Genomic DNA, 19,240 nt, shown 5'->3' on the forward strand with positions numbered 1-19,240 from the left:
TTTCTGGGAATGGCAGTTGTTTATGGCGTTTTGGCATTAAAAATACCGTGGATAAAAAAAGAAGAGCTTGAAACATTAACAGGCAGTTTAAGCTATGGAAATGGACTCGTTCTGCCGTTTTACCTTGCCGCAAGATTTGGAGTTGAGGCTGTCAAGTATGCATTTATGGCAGTTTTTGCGCTTATGATATCGGGAAAAATAAAAAATCTGTTTGTGCTGGTCAGCACACCGGCTCTTTTTTTATTATGCAAGCCAGCTTGTAGCAGAAGCGCTGCAGCTGCCGGGCCAGATGAGATGGTACCAGCTCCATGGGGGAAGTATCCGGAATTTTAAGGATTTTTTTGTGATAGCTGGTTATTTCCTTATTCTGACAGGAATGGAAGGTGTAATTTTCGTGCGAGTGGTAAAGAGGAGGGCGCAGAATGGATAGAATACGGATGAGCCTTCGGGTATGTCAGATACGTTTGCGGAAAACATTCACAACACCACGGTTTTATGTTGCGCTGTTGTGGATTGCGATCCTTTTTCATGTAATGACGGCGGGTATTCGAGGCTTCTGCGAGCAGACCGGAGTTGATGTGACTTTTTGGATGCTGCCGTTTATGACCAGATATAATGGAGACCAGATTATCATCGTTCTTGGGGCTCTGCTGCTTTTCTGTGATGCTCCGTTTCTGGAACCGAACAGCGGGTGGCAGATTCTGCGGGCCGGGCGGAAAAGCTGGTTTTGGGGAAACATGCTATACATTGTGGTTGTTTCCTTTTTTTACACCATATGCTTAAGTATGATTCCGGTACTGCTTGTGTTTCCGAATGTAGGGTGGGAAACCGGATGGGGGAAGGTGATCAGTACGCTGGCTCAGACGAATGCGGCATATACCTTTGACCAGGAACCGTTGGATTATCTGATCCTTTCGCGATTTTCGCCGCAGGAGGCAATGGGGCTCACAATGCTTGCAATCTGGTGCCTGTCGGTTATGACAGGCGTTGTGAGTTATGCCGGAAATTTTCTGGTACACAGGGGATTTGGAATCGTCATCAACTGCGGCATCGCACTCACCGCGCTTCTGCTCAGCAAATTTTCCAACATCACAATCGGCTATTACTGCGCACCGCCGCTTTGGATGAACATTGCGAGCTACAAGTGGCAGGGGTATGGAAACGGGCCGTCGATGGCATATGTTTACAGTGTCTTTGCGATTGTCATCGGCGCATGCACGATCCTCTCGTATCTCGGGATTCGGAAAAAGGATCTGAACTTTGTGGAGGAAATCTGAAAGAATGGAAGAAAAGATAAGAATAGAAAACGTGACAAAAAAGTTTGGCAGCTACGCGGCGCTGGACGGGATCAGCCTGAGTTTTGAAAAAGGAAAAATTCACGGAATGATCGGAAGAAACGGAAGTGGCAAGACGGTTCTGTTCAAATGCATCTGTGGATTTCTTCGGGTGGACGATGGAGCGGTTTTGGTGGATGGAAAACAGATCGGGAAAGAGATTGAAGCGCCGGAGAGTATTGGCGCCATCATCGAGACGCCGGGCTTTCTTCCGGGATACAGCGCCAGACAGAATCTGCAGTTTCTCGCCGGCATCCGCAGGAAGATCGGGAAAAAGGAGATCGATGAGGCTATCCGAAAAGTCGGACTGGATCCGGAAGCGAAAAAGCATGTCGGCAAGTATTCGCTCGGCATGCGCCAGCGTCTCGGCATTGCACAGACGATTATGGAAGAACCTTCTCTCCTGATCCTGGACGAACCGATGAACGGTCTCGACAACCAGGGCGTGCAGGAGATGCGGCAGCTGTTTTTGAAGTTAAAAGAGGAAGGAAAAACGATTCTTCTGGCCAGCCACAACCGGGAAGACATCGCGGCACTGTGCGATACGACGGTGGAGATTGACAGAGGAAAGATTACGAAAACGAGGACGTGAACAATGGCAGACAGACACACAACAGAAAAATTGCTGGAAGGCGAACGCCTTTCCGGAAAGGTGACACTCTTTGCAAAAGTAACGATTTTACCGGGCGATGAGCTCCCGTACCATGAGCATCACGGCGAGACGGAAGTGTATCACATTCTGTCCGGGGAGGGAATATATCAGGATAATAACAAAACATATCCGATGCAGGCGGGCATGACGACGTTCTGCGAGGACGGCAGCGGCCATGCCGTTTCCTGTAGCGGAAAAGAACCGCTGGTATTTCTGGCAATGATCCAAAAAAAAGCGGAATTGCTGTAAAAATAAGCTGCCGCACGTTAATGCGGCAGCTTCTGCATCTCTGTTCATCAGTGAATAGTCCCCACCCATATTCCAACTGCTATCAGTAATATACCTGCTACGCGGCCCACTAATTTTGCCTTTTGATATCCCAAAAAAGCGGTTGTTTCCGGCGTGGTAAACGGAAAGAAAACAACATCAATTCCTATTACTATGCTTCCCATCCCTATCAGGAAGCTGCTGTTTGATATAATTCCATAAAACATCACCAGGAATCCTAAAATAATACCGGAAATAAAATATTTAACTTTAGGTCCATCTTTTTCCATTACTTTTTTATAGCGGCTTTCGCATGCATCACTGCAAAATCCAACACTTCCGTTTATTTTTTTGCCACAGTAACTACATCTTTTCATACAGATTCCTCCTATTTTTCATAGCTCTCAATTCCACACTCATGTTTTTTACTTTTCTTGTCGTAATTGATTCCCACTAGCAGAACTTCTCCCGTATACTGTCGCAAAGACTCCGGATATTTTTTATCCGCGATCTGATTCAACGCTGTCTGTGCACTCTTATTCCATTTCAATTCCACAACCATCGCCGGGTACTGCTGTATATATTCCGGTTTCGGTAAAAACACGAAATCTGCAAATCCTCTTCCTGTCGGCATTTCACGGACAGGTTTGAAATAATACTGCATAGCACTTAAATATGCGATCGAAATCACACTGCTCAATGAATTTTCATCGTGATACTGAATTACAGATGTATAGGCCATGTGAATTTCTTCTATCTTTTCAGCAACGCTTCCGCATCTCCATCCAGTGTCGCATCCAGCAGTGCATCCGATTCTCTCTGAAACGAAATCCATTCATTCCATTTTTTTCTTTTTACCGCCTTCGTCAGCTCCAGCCGTATTTCTTCATTTGGCACAAACGCTGTTTCCTGCTGCTGATCATATCCCAGATACCCCAGATGGATGAGGTATGTGAGCACATCATCCTTATCGGAAAAGTTTATCATATCATTCTGAAACGTTGAAGTATCTACCTTCACAGATCCGCCTGCCAGCAGTTCAATCATTGCCGTTTTCAGACCATCAAAATTCATGTTAATCATCGGTACAATTGATTCATACGTGCCCGTTTCTGACCAGTAGCTCTGATATTTATTCCAGGTCATAACCTCTACAACTGCTTTTGGATTATAAACCTGATACTCTTCCAGCAGATATCCGTCATACCAGCGCTTTACTTTTTCAAAATCGCTGTTGTATGTCCGACAGAGCGCCTGCACTTCTTCTTCTGTAAAACCAGTGTATTTTGCAAAAACTTTCGCATCCAGCATTGTAAATTCTGAAAAATTGTTCAGTGCAGACTGTGTCCTTATTTTTTTGATCGGCAGGATTCCAGTCAGATATGCAAGATGAATATATTTCGAAGGTTCCGTTCCCTTAAAAAGCCCTCGCAAAAAGTTGATATATTCATCCTGTATTTTCTGATTTGCCGCCTCATCTCGAATCAGTACATCCCACTCGTCCAGAATCAGAATAAACTTTTTTCCTGTTTTTGCACTGATCTGTGACAACGCATCCGGAAGCGACGATGTTCCCTCCGATAATTCTTTTTCATATGTTTCACGCAGCTCTTCAATCACATTTTTGTTAATAAAAGTGATTACCTGATCTGCACCTCCGGCCGGCTCAATACACCACTGAATGTCAATATGAATCACGTCGTACTGATTCAGATGCTTTCGAAAATCCGCTGTTTTTCCGACCTCAAGTTTTTCGAAAATTTCTTCCGTATCCAGACTTCTGCTGTAATACGCAGTGAGCATATCCGCCGTGATTGATTTTCCAAATCTTCTGGGTCGGCTGTTGCAGATAAACTTTGATGTTGTGTCTATCACACTGTTGGTGTATTCCAGTAATCCTGTTTTATCGATATATATTTTGGAGTTTAACACATCCTGAAACGCATTGACCTTCGAATTAAAGAATCGTCCCACAACATTCCTCCCTTTTTGATCTCACGATCTATCGTCATTTTATCACCCACCTACGAAAATAGCAAGACCGGCAAAAACCAGGAACACGATTCATTGCTATTTCCTCAGCACCTGATTCAAGCGTGAACATGCTGTGTTGCAAGCACCACTTTGCGGTGCATTTTGCCCTCATTCAGTTGCCGTAGCACGCTACGCTACCTTCATTCGGACAAAATCTCCCACAAACGGGACTCGCAGCCTGCGAAAAGCCTTTTTCAGACACGCTCTGGCGTTATGTATTACCGCCTATTGTCACATGTCACGGCTGACAACGGTAACGGTAAAGAGCGAAAAAGAAATAAAAAAGCTGGTACAGTGTTATGCACACAGATGGAAGATAGAACGGTTTCATTTTATATTAAAGAGTGGATGCAAAATAGAAAAGAACCAGGCAAGGGAATATGGGAGATTAAGCTTTCTGACGTTATTATATTCTGTCATTGCAATGCAGATATTAAATCTGACTTATCTTGGGAAAATATGTCCGGAAATTTCAAGTGGGATCGTATTTGCTGAAGAGGAATGGAAAGTATTATGTTGTTGCGCAAGAAAAAGCAAGGAAATTCCTGAAGCGTATTCACTTAAAGAAGCAATTTATGATCTGGGAGTTCTTGGAGGGACGAAAGGTGCTCCGAGCGATGGTATGCCCGGAGTACGTTCTATCTGGCAAGGACTGGATGTACTATATTCATTGCTTGCTTATCGAAATTATCTTGTATAAATATGGGTCAAGTTAAGGCTTTAGCTATGGGGATATAAGACGTGTCCATCGAATTTACGCAAGTAATTGAGATGGGCAAAATAGTGGTTGTATTAAAAAAAAATTTGAAAAAACGCGAAAAATATCCCCCAGAGGGGCTTATTTTAGCGTTTTTTTTTATGTTATTATGCTTACGTCAAAAATTTTTGATCCTGTAACGTCAGAAAGTTCCGCACTTTTTGACGCGCAGGATGCGGGAACAGCTGTAAATCGCCGCCATTCCTCCGCTTCGGGGCGTTTTCCTCTGCTTCCTGCAAATCAATTCCAAAATCCTTTTGCAGCAGACCTGCAAGAGGATTTTGACTTTAATTACAGATAGAAAAGAACAGGCAGACTATGAAAATGTTAAAAGAAGTAGAAGAATATTGGACACGCCGGGCAGAGAGCTATTCGGATGTTGTCTGTCATGAACTGAATCACAGCAATGAAAAGAGCTGGATGGATGTCATATTGAAAGAAATTCCAGAGGATAAAAAGATAAAAATAGCCGATATGGGAACTGGTCCTGGATTTTTCGCCATTAGCCTGGCAAAAAGAGGGTATGATGTGACCGCGGTAGATTATACGCAGGAAATGCTGAACCATGCTATGCAGAATGCGGGAACGTATGCTTCCAGGATCACATGGATGAGAGGAGATGTGCAGAATCTAGAAAACATACAGGACGGAAGTTTTGATGTAATTGTAACAAGAAATCTCACCTGGAATCTGGAAGAACCGCAGAAGGCATATCAGGAATGGTGCCGTGTTCTGAAAAAAGGAGGCATTCTTTTAAATTTTGATGCAGGATGGTATAACTATCTTTTTGATGACAAACAGAAGAATGCATTCGAAGAGGATCACAGAAATGTAGAGGATGCAGAAGTTTTTGATTTCAATGCATATGATGAAGCGTATAAGATGGAAGAAATCGCCAGAAATCTGATTCTGAGCAGATGCGCGCGTCCGACAGAAGATCTGAGGATGATTCGTCGGGCTGGTTTTTGCGAAGCAACGGCAGACAGGGAGGTCTGGAAAAAAGTCTGGGATGATGTAGAAAAAATTAATTTTGCATCGACCCCGCTTTTTATGCTCCGCGCGGTAAAGTAGAGGAATAGCATGATAAAAAAATGGTTAACAGTGATCGGAAAAACAATACTTCTGCTGATCGGAATTACGTTCCTTTCTTTTTTACTGGTTTATCATTCGCCGGGAGATCCGGCAATGGTGGCACTGAAAAAATCCGGTATGCGTGTTTCGGAAAAGGCACTGGAATTAAAACGGGAAGAGCTTGGCCTGAATGATCCCTTTGCCGTGCAGTATGGAAGATGGCTGAATGAATTCTTCCACGGAGATCTGGGAGAATCCTATAAAACAGGAAAAGCCGTGGCCGGCGAGTTAAAGAAAACGATTCCGGCGACTCTGCTTCTGACAGTGGCAGCGCTCGCGCTTACGATCCTGATTTCCTTTCCGATCGGAGTACTGTGTGCGAAGTATAAGGCAGAGGGTTTGACAATATGATTCGTTTCGTCACTTATTTTCTGTCCTCCCTTCCATCCTTTTTCCTGGCGCTGCTGATGATGTATGTACTGTCCATGAAACTGCAGCTTCTGCCGGTCATAGGATCGGTAAGTGGAAAAGGAATTATTATGCCGGCTCTTGTCCTGGCGCTGACACTGTCTGCCTGGTATATCCGCCAGATTCGCGGCATTGTGCTTCAGGAGCTGGAACAGGAGTATGTCGATGGTTTAAAGTCAAGAGGAGCTTCGGAGAACCGGATTCTCTTTTTCCACGTGCTGAAAAATTGTATGCTTCCGATTGTTACGTTGCTTGGCATGTCATTTGGAACTCTGCTTGGCGGTTCTGCCATTGTGGAAACTATTTTTTCCTGGCCGGGAGTCGGAAGACTTGCTGTGACATCCATCAGCGCGCGGGATTATCCGGTGATTCAGGCTTATGTTGTCTGGATGGCAATGATTTACCTGCTGATAAATGCTGCAGTAGAGTTTTTGTGTCAGATTCTGGTTCCAAGAGTCAGAAGGGAAAAGAGTGCACGATGAAAAAAATGGATGGAAAATTTAAAATCAGTCTGTTGTTTCTCGCAGTTATCTTAATCATCCCGGTAATCGGTCCGCATCTGATCCGCCACGATCCGTATGCGGTGAATGTAAGAAATGCATTCTTATCGCCGTGCAAAGAATATTTGTTTGGAACGGACAATCTGGGGCGGTGCGTGTTCTGCCGTATTCTGGCGGGAAGCAGGACATCGATTTATACAGCACTTCTGATTGTCGGAATCGTATTTCTGGTGGGAACACTGGTTGGAATTCTGGCCGGATTTGCAGGCGGGGTTCTGGATGAGATTCTGATGAAAATCACGCTGGTTTTCCAGGCTTTTCCTGCTTTTGTACTGTCGATTGCGATTGCGGGAATTTTAGGTGTCGGCCTGTGGAACGGCGTGCTTGCCTTAAGCGCCGTGTACTGGACAACGTATGCACGGCTTTCCCGGAGTCTTGTGGTTTCCATGAAACAGGAAAATTATATATATGCCGCAAGAATGAACGGTGTACCGCTTTATCGCATGATAACAGCCTATATTCTGCCCAATATGATGGGAAGCCTTATTGTAACAGCGGCTATGGATATTGGAAGTGTAATCCTCAGTATGGCAGGACTTTCGTTTCTGGGACTCGGTGCTGCGCGTCCTACCGCAGAGTGGGGAGCCGTTATGAGCGAGGCGAGAGATTATCTGCAGAAAGCACCATGGATTATCGTTTTTAATGGTCTGGCCCTGTTTCTGGTTGTGACAGTTTTTCAGCTGTTCGGAGACCGACTGAGCGAGTTTGTACATAAGAAAGAAGCAAGAACAGAAAATTAAATTCAAGATGAAACCACCTGCAACGCGAAAAGGCGGACAGATGATCCATAAAAAAGATCGTCTGAAAGACGGGAAAAACCAAAAAAGAGGAGAAAAATCAAATGAAAAAAGAGATTGTAAGTGTCATGATGGCAGCCTGCCTGTTCGCATCTCTTGCAACGGGATGCGGCACGGCAAATGAGAGTGAAACATCTTCCAAATCAGGTTCGGAAGCAGCAAGTGTGACTTCAGCATCCGAGGAAGCAGCAGGCGCAGTTTCAAAGTCCGGGGAAACGACTACAGATGGAGAAAGAGCAGATCTCGTTCTTGGAGCTACTACCGGTTTCTTTGGTGCAGAAAGTCTGGACGTTGCGTATAACTGGGATGGCTGGATCATGTCCATCTATGGAATCAGCGAAAATCTGTACCGTCTGGATGAAAATATTGAGCCGCAGCCATGGATCGCAGAATCGGTAGAGACACCGGATGAAAATACTTGGGTTTTCACCATTCGTGATGGCGTAACGTTCTCAAACGGAAAAACGGTAGATGCAAAAGCAGTAAAAGCATGCTTTGAGCGTACCTATGAGAAAAATGAGAGAGCAGATTCGACCTTAAAAATCAAATCCATGGAAGCAGACGGCATGAAATTTACAATTGTAACGCCGGAACCAAATCCAACACTGTTAAATGATCTGTGTGATCCGCTTCTCGGTATTTATGATGCAACAGAAGAACCGGATGAGGAGCTTGGTGTTTCCTGCACAGGACCTTACGTTGCAACTTCGTTTACCGCTATGACGGATGTCAAAATGCGTGCCAACGAAAATTACTGGGGCGGCGCTCCGAAGGCAGACACCGTAGAGCTGAAAATTATCGACGATCAGGATGCGCTGGATATGGCACTTGCTAACGGAGAGATTGACCTGATCGCACAGGAAACAGCAAACGGAGCATCAAAGTTCACAGATACTTCGAAATATACAACCGATACCGTGACGACAACAAGAGCAAACTTTTTAAGCTTCAATCTGAAAACAGAAGGACTGGACGATCTGGCAGTACGTCAGGCAATCAATTACTGTATTGACCGTGAAGGCTATGCAGATGTTGTTTATCAGGGATTTGCAACTCCGTGCTATGGAATTTATCCGGACAACCTGGCATTTGGCGGTACAGACGGATTAAATCTGACCGTCGATTCCTACGATGCGGATAAAGCAAAAGAAATTCTTGCAGATGCAGGATACCAGGATACCGATGGAGATGGTATCCTCGACAAAGACGGCGTGAATCTTTCGTTCAAAGTGCTGACTTACAGCTACAATGACAACTGCATCCAGCTTGCTGATATGCTTCAGGCAGAACTGTCCCAGATTGGAATTGAGCTTTCCATTGAGACACAGGATGTGCTGGATGATCCTCTTGCATCGGGTGATTTCGATCTTGCTATTTTAAACTATGCCATGGCGCCGATTGGAACTCCGTCGTACTTTATCAATATGTTGTTTACGACGGGAGCCAGCAACAATTATGGTGGATATTCCAACGAAAAAGTAGACGCGCTGGCAGCGGAAATTGGTACCACATCGGATAACGACAAAGTGGTTTCTCTTACCAGAGAACTGGAGCAGCAGGTACTGGATGATATGCCATTTGCATTTGTGGCAGATCAGCAGCTGATCTTTGTATACTCCAACAAAGTAAAAGGAGTACAGATCAATCCGACGGAATATTATCTGGTAACCAATACTCTGTCTGTGGAAGAATAAATAAAGAAGCACAGGAAACAAAAGCCGGAACAACGGCGAAAGACGAAACGGATCGCAAAAGATGAAAAAAAACAGGATAGAAGAGAATAAGACAGACAAACATCTGGCAGAGAAAAATCAAATAGAGAAAAATCTGATTGTGGATCGTTTAACGGTAACATATGGAGAAAAGCTGGCAGTTGACGGTGTCAGCTTTTCTCTTTCTCCCGGGAAAATTTACGTTATTGTCGGCGAGAGTGGTTCTGGAAAATCGACTCTGCTTCGTACAATCGGAGGACTCCTGACAAAAGAGGGAAAAATTGTTTCCGGAGATATCTGGATGGGAGAACAGAATCTGATACAGCTTTCAGAGAAGGAATGGTGTGAAGTCCATGGAAACAAAATGGGTTATATTTTTCAGAACCCGGAACAGTCATTAAGCCCGCTTGCCAAAATCGGGAAACAGTTTGTGGAATGCCAAAATATGCATGCAAAAACAGCGGGGAAAAAAAGCAAAAAAGAGATTTTAGAGGATGCGGAAGAGCTTTTAAAAGAGCTTCGATTTGAAAACCCGCAGCGCGTTTTAAAATCATATCCATTTGAATTAAGCGGAGGAATGTGTCAGCGTGTTGCAATTGCGCTTGCGATTATGAATCAGCCGTCCCTTTTACTGGCAGATGAACCGACCAGTGCGCTGGATGTCGCCTCACAGGATATGACGATCGAGACGCTGCTCGCACTGCGGAAAAAGACAGATCTTTCGATTCTGCTGGTGACACATAATATGGAAGTTGCAAGAAGACTTGCCGATGAAATCGGCGTTATGTATCAGGGCCGGATCATAGAATCGGGTTTGCCGGAAGAAATATGGAACGACCCAAAAGAGGATTATACGAAAAAACTGATTGCGGCAATTCCGCAGCCGGTGAAACTTGTACTCGATGAGGGATAGAGAAAGGTACGGAAATGGTATGGAAGCACTGCTTCGGGTGGAACATTTAAAAAAACAGTTTCACAGAAATTCAGATGGAACTTATGTATTAAAAGACATCAGTTTTGAAATGATGCCGGGAGAGTGTCTGGGGCTGATTGGAAACAGCGGAAGCGGTAAAAGTACAATCGTAAAGATCCTGACAGGCATTACGACGGCAACGAAAGGATGCATTTACCTGGAAGGAAAACAGATTTCCGGAAAAAGGACGCAAAAAGAAATTGGAAAAAAAGTGCAGATGATTTTTCAGAATCCGAAATCTTCCCTGAATCCGAAGATGACGATTGGGCAGAATCTGGATGACGCATTGCTTTATTACAGAAAAATTCCGAAAACAGAAAGAAAAAGGCAGTGTGAAGAGATTTTGGAACGTGTGCACCTTCCGGTGAGCTATCTCGCCAAATATCCATCGCAGATCAGCGGAGGGGAATGCCAGAGAGTCTGTATTGCCAGAGCACTGCTGCGGCATCCGGCGCTGTTGATTTGCGATGAAGCAACAAGCGCGCTGGATGTTTCGGTGCAGAAGGAAATCGTGGATCTTCTGAAAGAGATTCAACAAGAAGAGCATATGGCCATGCTTTTTATTTCCCATGATCTGGCGCTGGTAGCAAATGTCTGCGACCGGATTCTGATGCTTTTTGATGGAGAAATAAAGAAAATAAAGTGTGTGCCGGATGAAGCGCAATAAGCTGCAGCAGGGCCGGAGTATTTCAGCAGGAGGGCATGAGAGTCGTTTAGATGAGTTTTCATCATCTGGACGGCTTTTTCTGTTTCACCGTTCTGGTAAGCAGCGAAAATTGCTTCATGTTCGGCATCAATGCTCGTCTGGATGGCGGTTTCCTGGCTGTACTGGTTGGAAAAAATGGAAATGCCGCTTTTGAGGCGTTTGGCAGACTCGGTGAGTCGGGAATTGTTGCAATAGCGGTAGAAGACCAGGTGAAAATCATCGGAGCAGTCGTTCCAGGTTTTTATGTCCCCGCATTTTGCGGCTTCGCGCCCTTTGGCAAAAATAGAGGTCACTTCGGCTTTCAGCTTTTCTCCGCATTTGATCTTCTGCGTTAAAATATCGTCTCGCAGAATCTGATAAGTTTGTTCAGATAAGGTTGATTTATTTCATCCCATAAAAACTCTTGTTTTTGCTAAAGTCTGATTAAGATAGAAATTTCATTGTGTGTTTATTCTAACATGGAGCAGGAATCCATTCAAGATGGAAACAGAAAGCGTATTTGAAAAACCGACCTTGACAATTACCGTATTTGACAACAAAAAGAAAACGATTTATATTTATAACAGCGTTATATAACACTGTTATAAGAAGGAAGGTTAACTTGACAAAACCAATCGAAGGCGTTTCAGAGCGAATTTTATCCTGTGCAAAGGAGGGGTTTCTGGAAAAAGGATATGCGGATGCATCGCTTCGCACAATTGCGGCAAAAGCAGAGACAACCACGGGTTCTATTTATTCCCGGTTCCGGGACAAGGAAGGACTGTTTGGCGCTCTGGTGGAACCGGCAGCAGGAGGCAGAACGCTGAAAATTTTAAACGAATCAGATTGCGAATATTTTTTGAATGGAAATAAGCAAACAAACAATTGATTCGCGAGTTTATTGATTGAAAACACGCAAAAAAGCAATCGCAAAAAAATACGATTGATTTTTTGCGTGTTTTGCGTATAATAAAAGCATGAAAAAGTGGAAAGGATGTGAACAGAATGCGAGAAACACGGATCATGGAATTTAAAGAAACGATTACCAATACATTTCTGAAAACAGTAAGTGCTTTTTCGAATTATGACGGTGGAGTTATTCTGTTTGGAGTCGATGACGAGGGAAACAGTAAAGGCTTATCGGATGTAAAACAGTCATGCCTGGATATAGAAAATAAAATTAATGACAGTATTTCTCCACAGCCAGATTATAAACTGGAAACACAAAATAATGATAAAATTATCAAACTTACCGTACAAAGCGGTGCGCAGAAGCCGTATTTATATAGGTCAAAAGCATATAAACGAAATGATACCGCGACGATAGAAGTAGATACACAGGAATTTTCCAGGCTTGTTCTGGAAGGAAAAAATATCCGATTTGAAGAACTGCCATGCAAAGACCAGAATCTGACCTTTCAGATTTTACAGCGAAAGCTGAAAGAACATATTCAGATCGAAACCTTTAGCCAGGACACGCTGAAAACCTTGAATCTATACGACAATGCCAATGGATACAATAATGCCGCTGGTCTTTTGGCAGATCAGAACCACTTTCCGGGAATCGACATGGTCAGATTCGGCGAAAACATCAGTATTATCCAGAAAAGAGTAACATTTGAAAACAGATCGATTTTAGAGGTGTATGAGAAAGCGATTGAAATTTTCAGAGATTACTATCAATATGAGGAAATTAAAGGTGCGGACAGAAAAAAAATAGAAAAAATACCAGAAGCTGCATTTCGAGAGGCGATCGCCAATGGTTTGATTCACAGGATCTGGGATGTGGAATCGCAAATCAGAGTTCTGATGTTTGAGGATCGAATCGAAGTAGTTTCTCCGGGAGGTCTGCCGGCAGGTATTACAAAAGAGGAATATTTGTCCGGAAAACTTTCTGTTTTAAGAAATAGAAATCTGGCAAATGTTTTTTACCGGTTGGGATTTGTTGAGATCTTTGGAACGGGAATTATGAGAATCAGACAACTTTACGAAAAAAGCTTAAGAAAACCGGAGTTTGAAGTGTCAGAAAATGCGATTCAGATTGTACTTCCGGTCTGGGAAAGCAATCTGGATTTGACAGAAGATGAGAAAATGATATACGGGATATTAAGCAAAAACAGGTTGAAATCTATGGGGGAAATTGCACCATATGTTTCATTTGGAAGATCAAAAACGACAAAGCTTTTGAAAGAGATGGAGGAAAAAGGGATCATAACTGTGGAAGGTAAGGGACGCAACACGAAGTATAGTATAAAATAAAACTTGCGTATTTATAAAAAAAGTAGAAACACCGGCATTTTTCTTGGCAGAGAAACTTGCCGGTGTTATTATTTAACACTAGTAAATAGATAACGATATTAAATATTTGCGGAAGAAGAAGGGAAAAAGAGTGACAGAGAGTTTTGAAGAACTGTTTCGTGCATTGCATCAGTTTAAAAAGCTGAATGTGGTGTCCATGCTGCCGGACGAATTGACGAAGTCATTCAGACCAAGTCCTCGATTGAAGCTGCAGAAAATCCGGGAAAAGTGGAAGTCAAAAACGGTGTGGTTCGTTTCGAACATGTCAACTTCCGATATCCGGGTGCCGAGGAAGATGTGCTTCATGACATCGACTTTGTGGCAGAATCTGGAAAGACAACCGCGATCATCGGAAGTACCGGCTGTAGAAAATCTACACTGGTCAACCTGATTCCGCGTCTTTACGATGTAACGGGCGGATCCATCACACTGGATGGAAAAGATATCCGCAGGATCACAATGAAAGATCTGCGGGATGAAATCGGTTTTGTACCGCAGAAAGGTGTTCTGTTCTCCGGAACGATCGCATCCAACCTCCGTTTTGGAAAAGATGATGCGTCAGATGAAGAGATTGCAAAAGCAGCGGAAATTGCGCAGGCAACTGAGTTCATCGAAGCAAAAGATGACAAATACGAAACGCCGATCGCCCAGGGCGGAAGCAACGTCTCCGGCGGTCAGAAACAGCGTCTGGCGATTGCGCGTGCCATTCTGGCAGACAACAAGATTCTGATCCTTGTTATGAAAGACGGCGATATCATCGAGCAGGGAAATCACGAAGAGCTGCTCGCGGCAAATGGATTCTATGCAAATCTGTATAACTCGCAGTTTGAGGATGTTGTGGCATAGCAGATCCGTAAAAATTGAAAAATAGAAAGAGCCCGTTTGGAATATCCGATTGGCATATCCGGACGGGCTCTTTTGATGCGCGATAAACTAAAAAAGGAAAATGTGAAGAAATGGTGTAAAGTCGCTCAGAAAATGTGAATAAGATAGAAAAATTCCCTCTGATTTTGTGAAAAAAGTTGTTTTCCTTTGCGGTTAAGAATATAATAAAAGCATCAGAATAAGCAGAGGAGGTGCGCGAAAGAGATGCTTTATTTAAAACGAAAAATCGATTTTTTTCTGAGTGCATGGAAAAGCAATCCGGACCGGAAACCGTTGATTGTAAAAGGACCGCGGCAGGTGGGAAAACCGAATCCATCCGGCGGTTTGGAGAGCAAAACTATAAAAGTGTGATCAGTATTAATTTTGTAGAAGAACCAAAGTATAAAATGATTACAACGGATGGATACAAAGCGGAAGGTATTATCAAAAATATTTCCAGGATTGATCCGTCAAAACGTTTTATAGAAGGCGAGACCCTGCTCTTTTTTGACGAGCTGCAGGAATTTCCGGAGATTGCAACTGCACTGAAATTCTTTAAAATCGATGGCAGATTCGACGTGATCTGCAGTGGCTCTATGATTGGGAACAATTACCGGAAAATTGAAAGCAACAGTGTTGGCTATAAATCCGATTATGAAATGTTTTCTCTGGATTTTGAAGAATTTTTGTGGGCGAAAGGATATGATGACAGCACGGTAGAGGATATGCTGGAACATATGCGGACGCTGAAGCCGTTTAATGAAGTAGAGATGGCGGTGTACAGTGAACTCTTTTTAGACTACTGTATTCTGGGCGGAATGCCGGCTGTTGTGCGGGAATTTGTCGAAAAGGGAACATTTGAGGGCTCACTGGAAGTACAGAGACAGCTGATTGCAGACTATAAAGAGGACATTCGCAAATATGCGGAAGGAATGGATCAGACCAGAATTTTAAATGTATTCAACCATATTCCGGTGCAGCTTGCCAAGGATAACAAAAAGTTTCAGATTTCAAAAGTGGCATCAGGAGCGAGATTCCGTGATTACCGCGGCTGTATCGAATGGCTGCATGATGCGGGAATGGTCAATGTATGCTATTGTATGAATTTTCCGGAATTACCATTGCAGGGAAATTATGATGAAACGAAATACAAGCTTTACTTCGCAGACAGTGGTTTGCTGGTAGCCATGCTTGATGAAGAAGCCCAGGTGAATTTAAGAAGCAATAAAAATCTTGGTGTATACAAAGGTGCGCTTTATGAGAATGTTGTCGGAGAAGCATTGGTAAAATCAGGTTACCGGCTGTATTATTATAAACGGGACGATTCTTCACTGGAGCAGGATTTTTTTGTCCGGACAGCAAATGCGCTGATTCCGGTCGAGGTTAAAGCACAGAATGGAATGGCAAAATCCATACGAACTTTAATCAGCGGGAAAAAGTATGCGGACATCCACTGCGGAATTAAATTTACAGGCAGTAACATGGGATACGGAGAGCAGATTTATACGTTTCCGTATTTTTGTGCTTTTTTGCTGAAAAGATATCTGGCAGGGGTGGATGAGAAAGCGTTCTTAGAAGGGGCTTACAGCAAGGATTCTCACATCTCTGCAGGTGATGAGATGAATTAAGTGAATGGAAATACAAAATGAAGCGAGGAAAAAATTATGGCAGACAAACACACAACAGAAAAACTCCTGGAGGGCGACCGCCTTTCGGGAAAAGTAACCTTATTTGCAAAAGTGACGATTTTGCCGGGGGATGAGCTTTCCTATCATGAGCATCACGGTGAGACGGAAGTATATCACATTTTATCAGGAGAGGGTCTGTACCAGGACAACGACAAGACGTATCCGGTGGAGGCAGAAATGACGACCTTCTGCGAGGACGGAAACGGGCATGCGATTTCCTGCAAAGGAGACGAGCCGCTGGTATTTCTGGCGATGATTCAGAAAAAAGAAGCATGATAAAAAATTCTGTCAGAGGAAAGGAAACTGTCGAAAGAGATTTTGAAAGAGAAGCTTTTTCGGCAGTTTTTTTGTTTCCATGCATACGAAGGGAACAGATGAGTGGCAGGTTCTGCAGGTTTGCTTGTAGGAAAAAACAGTACATGGTATGATGGAGTTACTATTTCGAGGGGGTGGCTGTATGAGCAGAAAGAAAAAGATGAAAATGGAGTACCGCTTTTATGAAGTGCCGGAAAAATGTCCGGTGCTGGCACTTCTGGGAGAAAAGTGGGTGCAGAATTACGGTTACCAGATTGATTACCTGCATTTTCATAATATGATGGAGATCGGCGTCTGCTATTACGGTGAGGGGACAATTGTCCTGGAAGATAAAGAAATTCCGTACGACGGGGGGCATTTACGGTAGTACCAAAGAACTTTCCACATACGACAAACTCAAAGGAAAACAGTCTGTGCTCCTGGGCATGGCTGTTTATTGATGTGGAAGGCTTTATCACAAAACTGTATAAGGATAATTCGCGTATGGCACAGAAGCTGATTTCCCGCATCAACCAGAGGGCTCATTACTCGAAAAATGAGGACAGACCTGAGGTGGCGGAGCTGATCAAACTGATTATTAAATGCATGGATGAAAAAGAGGAATTTTATCTGGAAGAAGTAAAGGGGCTGACGCGGGCGCTTCTGATGCAGATTGCGAGATGGAATGAAAAAGATGAGACGCAGGAAAAGAATGCCATTCTGGATGATGCCAGCATTGCCCTGATTCTTCCTGCGCTCAATTATATCGGGGAAAATTTCCACGAGAGCATCCGGATTGAAGAACTTGCGGATGTGTGCCACATCAGTGAGACACATCTGCGCCGTATTTTTCAGGAATCCATGCGGATGCCGCCGGTGGAATATATCAACTGGGTTCGGATCCGGGCAGCGTGCAAAGAGCTGAGAAAGACAAATGCCTCCGTAAGTGACATTGCACTGCACTGCGGATTCACAACAATATCCACTTTTAATCGTAATTTTCGAAAGATTCTCGGCGTTTCGCCCCAGCAATGGCGGAGGGCACCGGAACATTACGAGCAGAATTTGTTGAAATTTGACATAAAAACACAGGAAGGATGGTGAAACAAAGTGAAAATATCTATAGATAGTTGAAAATGCATAGGATAGAGTCGAATATGCGCACAACAGACGAAAGAATGTTGTTATAATTTGTGCATGTTGAGGGTATAAAAACCTAAAAAATGTACAAAACAACCAAAAGACTTTTAAGCGATATATGTGAAAAAGTCAGGTTGTAAAATAACATCTTAAGGAGGATGTGCAATATGAGAAGAAAAATTGTATCAATCGTAATGGCATCAGCAATGGTACTTGGACTGGCTGCATGCGGATCCAGCGGAGGAACTACAACAAGCTCCAGCAACGGCGGAAACGATGCATCAGCAGCAGATGACACCACTGCAAAATCAGAGAGCAGCGACGTAGTAGAAGGTGGTTCAGATGATGACAACACCTTAACCGTATGGACCTGGGACCCGAACTTCAACGTTTATGCGATCCAGAAAGCAGCTGAGATTTACGCACAGGATCACGAAGGCTTTAAAGTAGAAGTCAGCGAAGTACAGTCCGATGACATTGAAACCCGCCTGACCACAGCAGTTTCTGCAGGAGACTTAAGTACTCTGCCGGATATCTTCCTGATGCAGGACAACTCCTTCCAGAAATATGCAACCAACTACCCGGACATTTTCACAGATCTGACCGATTCCGGTATCGACTTTGGTGAATTCTCATCCGCAAAAGTTGCTTACTCTACACTGGATGGAAAGAACTACGGAATTCCGTTTGACAATGGCGCTGTGATCGAGTGCCTGCGTACCGATATGCTGGAAGAGGCAGGCTTTACCGTAGATGATTTCACAGACATTACCTGGAATGACTTTATGGAAAAAGCAAAAGTTGTCAAAGAGAAAACAGGCCAGCCAATCCTGACATCTCAGGCCGGATCTCCGGACCTTGTTATGGAAATGCTGCAGTCCTGCGGTGAGTCCCTGTTCAACGAGGACGGATCCGTAAATATTGTAGACAACAAAGCATTAAAACCAATCCTTGAGATCTACAGCCAGATGGTAAAAGATGGTACTCTGGTAGAAGTTACCGACTGGGATCAGTATATTGCATCCATCAACAACGGAACCACAGCAGGCGTTATCAACGGATGCTGGATCATGGCTTCCATCACAGCAAATGACGATCAGTCCGGTAAATGGGCGCTCACCAATATGCCAAAACTGGACGGCATCGACGGAGCAACCAACTACTCCAACAACGGTGGTTCTTCCTGGGCAATTTCTTCCAACTGCAAGAAAACCGATCTTGCCATTGACTTTATGAAATCTACCTTCGCAGGCAGCACAGCTCTTTACGATGACATCATCGCAAAAGGCGCTCTGGCAACCTGGGCACCGGCAGGAGATTCCGAAGCATATGCACAGCCAGTTGCATTCTTCAGCGATGATCCGGTTTATGCAAAAATCGTTGATTTCGCAACCAAGACTCCATCCAACATCACTGGAGCATTCTACTACGATGCACGCGATGCTGTCGGAACCGCACTTTCCAATATCATCCAGACAGGAGCAGATATGGACAGCGAACTCCAGACTGCACAGGAAACCGTAGAGTTCAACATGGGTAACTAAGATTTCTCATATTGTAAAAAAGTAGGACGATAAGAAACGGGTCTGCTTCTAGACAGACAGAAGCAGGCCCGTTCTGTATCTGCCCCGGGGTGGGCTTGAAAA

Annotated in this window: 21 protein-coding genes and 4 pseudogenes; 22 read left to right on the forward strand and 3 right to left on the reverse strand. The window is 43.9% G+C overall.

Features of this window, described 5'->3' with window-relative positions:
- Nucleotides 1-9: 9 nt before the first annotated feature.
- The 4 genes from DXA93_RS09840 to DXA93_RS09855 all read left to right on the forward strand — a co-directional run bounded on the left by DXA93_RS09840 (nt 10) and on the right by DXA93_RS09855 (nt 2,235).
- Entirely contained in the window at nt 10-333 is a 324-nt protein-coding gene (locus tag DXA93_RS09840; RefSeq protein ID WP_147399544.1) for a hypothetical protein, read from the forward strand.
- Nucleotides 334-422: 89 nt separating this feature from the next.
- A complete protein-coding gene (locus DXA93_RS09845; protein WP_147399545.1) occupies nt 423-1,277 on the forward strand; it encodes a hypothetical protein in 855 nt (284 codons plus the stop codon).
- Nucleotides 1,278-1,281: 4 nt separating this feature from the next.
- Nucleotides 1,282-1,926 carry an ABC transporter ATP-binding protein gene (locus DXA93_RS09850; protein ID WP_118601303.1) on the forward strand — a complete coding sequence of 215 codons (645 nt, stop codon included), beginning with the start codon at nt 1,282-1,284 and terminating at the stop codon, nt 1,924-1,926.
- A gap of 3 nt (nt 1,927-1,929) precedes the next feature.
- Nucleotides 1,930-2,235, forward strand: coding sequence for a cupin domain-containing protein (locus tag DXA93_RS09855; protein WP_118601302.1), 306 nt, complete (start codon nt 1,930-1,932; stop codon nt 2,233-2,235).
- A gap of 47 nt (nt 2,236-2,282) precedes the next feature.
- Here the strand turns inward: DXA93_RS09855 and DXA93_RS09860 are convergent, their stop codons facing one another.
- Both DXA93_RS09860 and DXA93_RS09865 read right to left on the reverse strand, forming a co-directional pair.
- Complete coding sequence (locus tag DXA93_RS09860) at nt 2,283-2,630, reverse strand: DUF2116 family Zn-ribbon domain-containing protein (protein ID WP_118601301.1); 348 nt, start codon at nt 2,628-2,630, stop codon at nt 2,283-2,285.
- Nucleotides 2,631-2,641: 11 nt separating this feature from the next.
- Nucleotides 2,642-4,227, reverse strand: a pseudogene (locus DXA93_RS09865) (AAA family ATPase).
- A gap of 127 nt (nt 4,228-4,354) precedes the next feature.
- Here DXA93_RS09865 and DXA93_RS20920 point away from each other — a divergent pair.
- The 9 genes and pseudogenes from DXA93_RS20920 to DXA93_RS18490 all read left to right on the forward strand — a co-directional run.
- Nucleotides 4,355-4,441: pseudogene (locus tag DXA93_RS20920) on the forward strand (DUF6783 domain-containing protein); the annotation flags it as partial.
- Between the two features lie 51 nt (nt 4,442-4,492).
- Nucleotides 4,493-4,987: an IS4 family transposase gene (locus DXA93_RS20590; protein ID WP_416388127.1), complete on the forward strand. Its 495-nt coding sequence runs from the start codon at nt 4,493-4,495 to the stop codon at nt 4,985-4,987.
- A gap of 381 nt (nt 4,988-5,368) precedes the next feature.
- Nucleotides 5,369-6,115: a class I SAM-dependent methyltransferase gene (locus DXA93_RS09875; RefSeq protein ID WP_158580598.1), complete on the forward strand. Its 747-nt coding sequence runs from the start codon at nt 5,369-5,371 to the stop codon at nt 6,113-6,115.
- 9 nt (nt 6,116-6,124) lie between these two features.
- Complete coding sequence (locus tag DXA93_RS18480) at nt 6,125-6,526, forward strand: hypothetical protein (protein WP_243109197.1); 402 nt, start codon at nt 6,125-6,127, stop codon at nt 6,524-6,526.
- Entirely contained in the window at nt 6,523-7,065 is a 543-nt protein-coding gene (locus tag DXA93_RS18485; RefSeq protein WP_243109198.1) for an ABC transporter permease, read from the forward strand. Before DXA93_RS18480 ends, DXA93_RS18485 begins: the two co-directional genes overlap by 4 nt.
- Nucleotides 7,062-7,883, forward strand: a complete 822-nt coding sequence (locus DXA93_RS09885; RefSeq protein ID WP_118601297.1) for an ABC transporter permease — start codon at nt 7,062-7,064, stop codon at nt 7,881-7,883. Before DXA93_RS18485 ends, DXA93_RS09885 begins: the two co-directional genes overlap by 4 nt.
- Before the next feature lie 101 nt (nt 7,884-7,984).
- Nucleotides 7,985-9,634, forward strand: a complete 1,650-nt coding sequence (locus DXA93_RS09890) for an ABC transporter substrate-binding protein (RefSeq protein ID WP_118601296.1) — start codon at nt 7,985-7,987, stop codon at nt 9,632-9,634.
- Between the two features lie 61 nt (nt 9,635-9,695).
- Nucleotides 9,696-10,565, forward strand: coding sequence for an ABC transporter ATP-binding protein (locus tag DXA93_RS09895; protein ID WP_118699742.1), 870 nt, complete (start codon nt 9,696-9,698; stop codon nt 10,563-10,565).
- Nucleotides 10,555-11,292, forward strand: coding sequence for an ABC transporter ATP-binding protein (locus DXA93_RS18490; RefSeq protein WP_118601294.1), 738 nt, complete (start codon nt 10,555-10,557; stop codon nt 11,290-11,292). Before DXA93_RS09895 ends, DXA93_RS18490 begins: the two co-directional genes overlap by 11 nt.
- Before the next feature lie 104 nt (nt 11,293-11,396).
- Here DXA93_RS18490 and DXA93_RS20925 read toward each other — a convergent pair.
- A pseudogene (locus tag DXA93_RS20925) lies at nt 11,397-11,624 on the reverse strand (FCD domain-containing protein); the annotation flags it as partial.
- A 308-nt stretch (nt 11,625-11,932) separates the two neighbouring features.
- On the opposite strand from DXA93_RS20925, the gene DXA93_RS09910 reads away from it, so the two are divergent.
- The 9 genes and pseudogenes from DXA93_RS09910 to DXA93_RS09940 all read left to right on the forward strand — a co-directional run bounded on the left by DXA93_RS09910 (nt 11,933) and on the right by DXA93_RS09940 (nt 19,138).
- Nucleotides 11,933-12,199 (forward strand): TetR/AcrR family transcriptional regulator, encoded by a 267-nt coding sequence (locus DXA93_RS09910; RefSeq protein WP_118601292.1) that lies wholly within the window; start codon nt 11,933-11,935, stop codon nt 12,197-12,199.
- Nucleotides 12,200-12,315: 116 nt separating this feature from the next.
- A complete protein-coding gene (locus DXA93_RS09915) occupies nt 12,316-13,569 on the forward strand; it encodes an ATP-binding protein (RefSeq protein WP_119208194.1) in 1,254 nt (417 codons plus the stop codon).
- 198 nt (nt 13,570-13,767) lie between these two features.
- A pseudogene (locus DXA93_RS09920) lies at nt 13,768-14,454 on the forward strand (ABC transporter ATP-binding protein); the annotation flags it as partial.
- Between the two features lie 243 nt (nt 14,455-14,697).
- The gene (locus DXA93_RS18500) at nt 14,698-14,844 is read left to right on the forward strand and encodes a hypothetical protein (RefSeq protein ID WP_243109199.1); all 147 of its coding nucleotides are present in this window, start codon (nt 14,698-14,700) and stop codon (nt 14,842-14,844) included.
- Nucleotides 14,841-16,100: an ATP-binding protein gene (locus tag DXA93_RS09925; RefSeq protein ID WP_243109200.1), complete on the forward strand. Its 1,260-nt coding sequence runs from the start codon at nt 14,841-14,843 to the stop codon at nt 16,098-16,100. Before DXA93_RS18500 ends, DXA93_RS09925 begins: the two co-directional genes overlap by 4 nt.
- Nucleotides 16,101-16,136: 36 nt before the next feature.
- The gene (locus DXA93_RS09930) at nt 16,137-16,436 is read left to right on the forward strand and encodes a cupin domain-containing protein (protein ID WP_118719868.1); all 300 of its coding nucleotides are present in this window, start codon (nt 16,137-16,139) and stop codon (nt 16,434-16,436) included.
- Nucleotides 16,437-16,617: 181 nt separating this feature from the next.
- Nucleotides 16,618-16,842 carry a hypothetical protein gene (locus DXA93_RS18505; protein ID WP_226906343.1) on the forward strand — a complete coding sequence of 75 codons (225 nt, stop codon included), beginning with the start codon at nt 16,618-16,620 and terminating at the stop codon, nt 16,840-16,842.
- Between the two features lie 116 nt (nt 16,843-16,958).
- On the forward strand, nt 16,959-17,558 hold the full coding sequence (locus DXA93_RS09935) for a helix-turn-helix domain-containing protein (RefSeq protein ID WP_226906344.1): 600 nt from the start codon (nt 16,959-16,961) through the stop codon (nt 17,556-17,558).
- Nucleotides 17,559-17,761: 203 nt separating this feature from the next.
- Complete coding sequence (locus DXA93_RS09940) at nt 17,762-19,138, forward strand: ABC transporter substrate-binding protein (protein WP_118750109.1); 1,377 nt, start codon at nt 17,762-17,764, stop codon at nt 19,136-19,138.
- Nucleotides 19,139-19,240 lie beyond the last annotated feature (102 nt).

It is taken from the genome of Blautia sp. OF09-25XD, from assembly GCF_003482095.1.
GTDB classification, from domain to species: Bacteria; Bacillota; Clostridia; order Lachnospirales; family Lachnospiraceae; genus Fusicatenibacter; species Fusicatenibacter saccharivorans.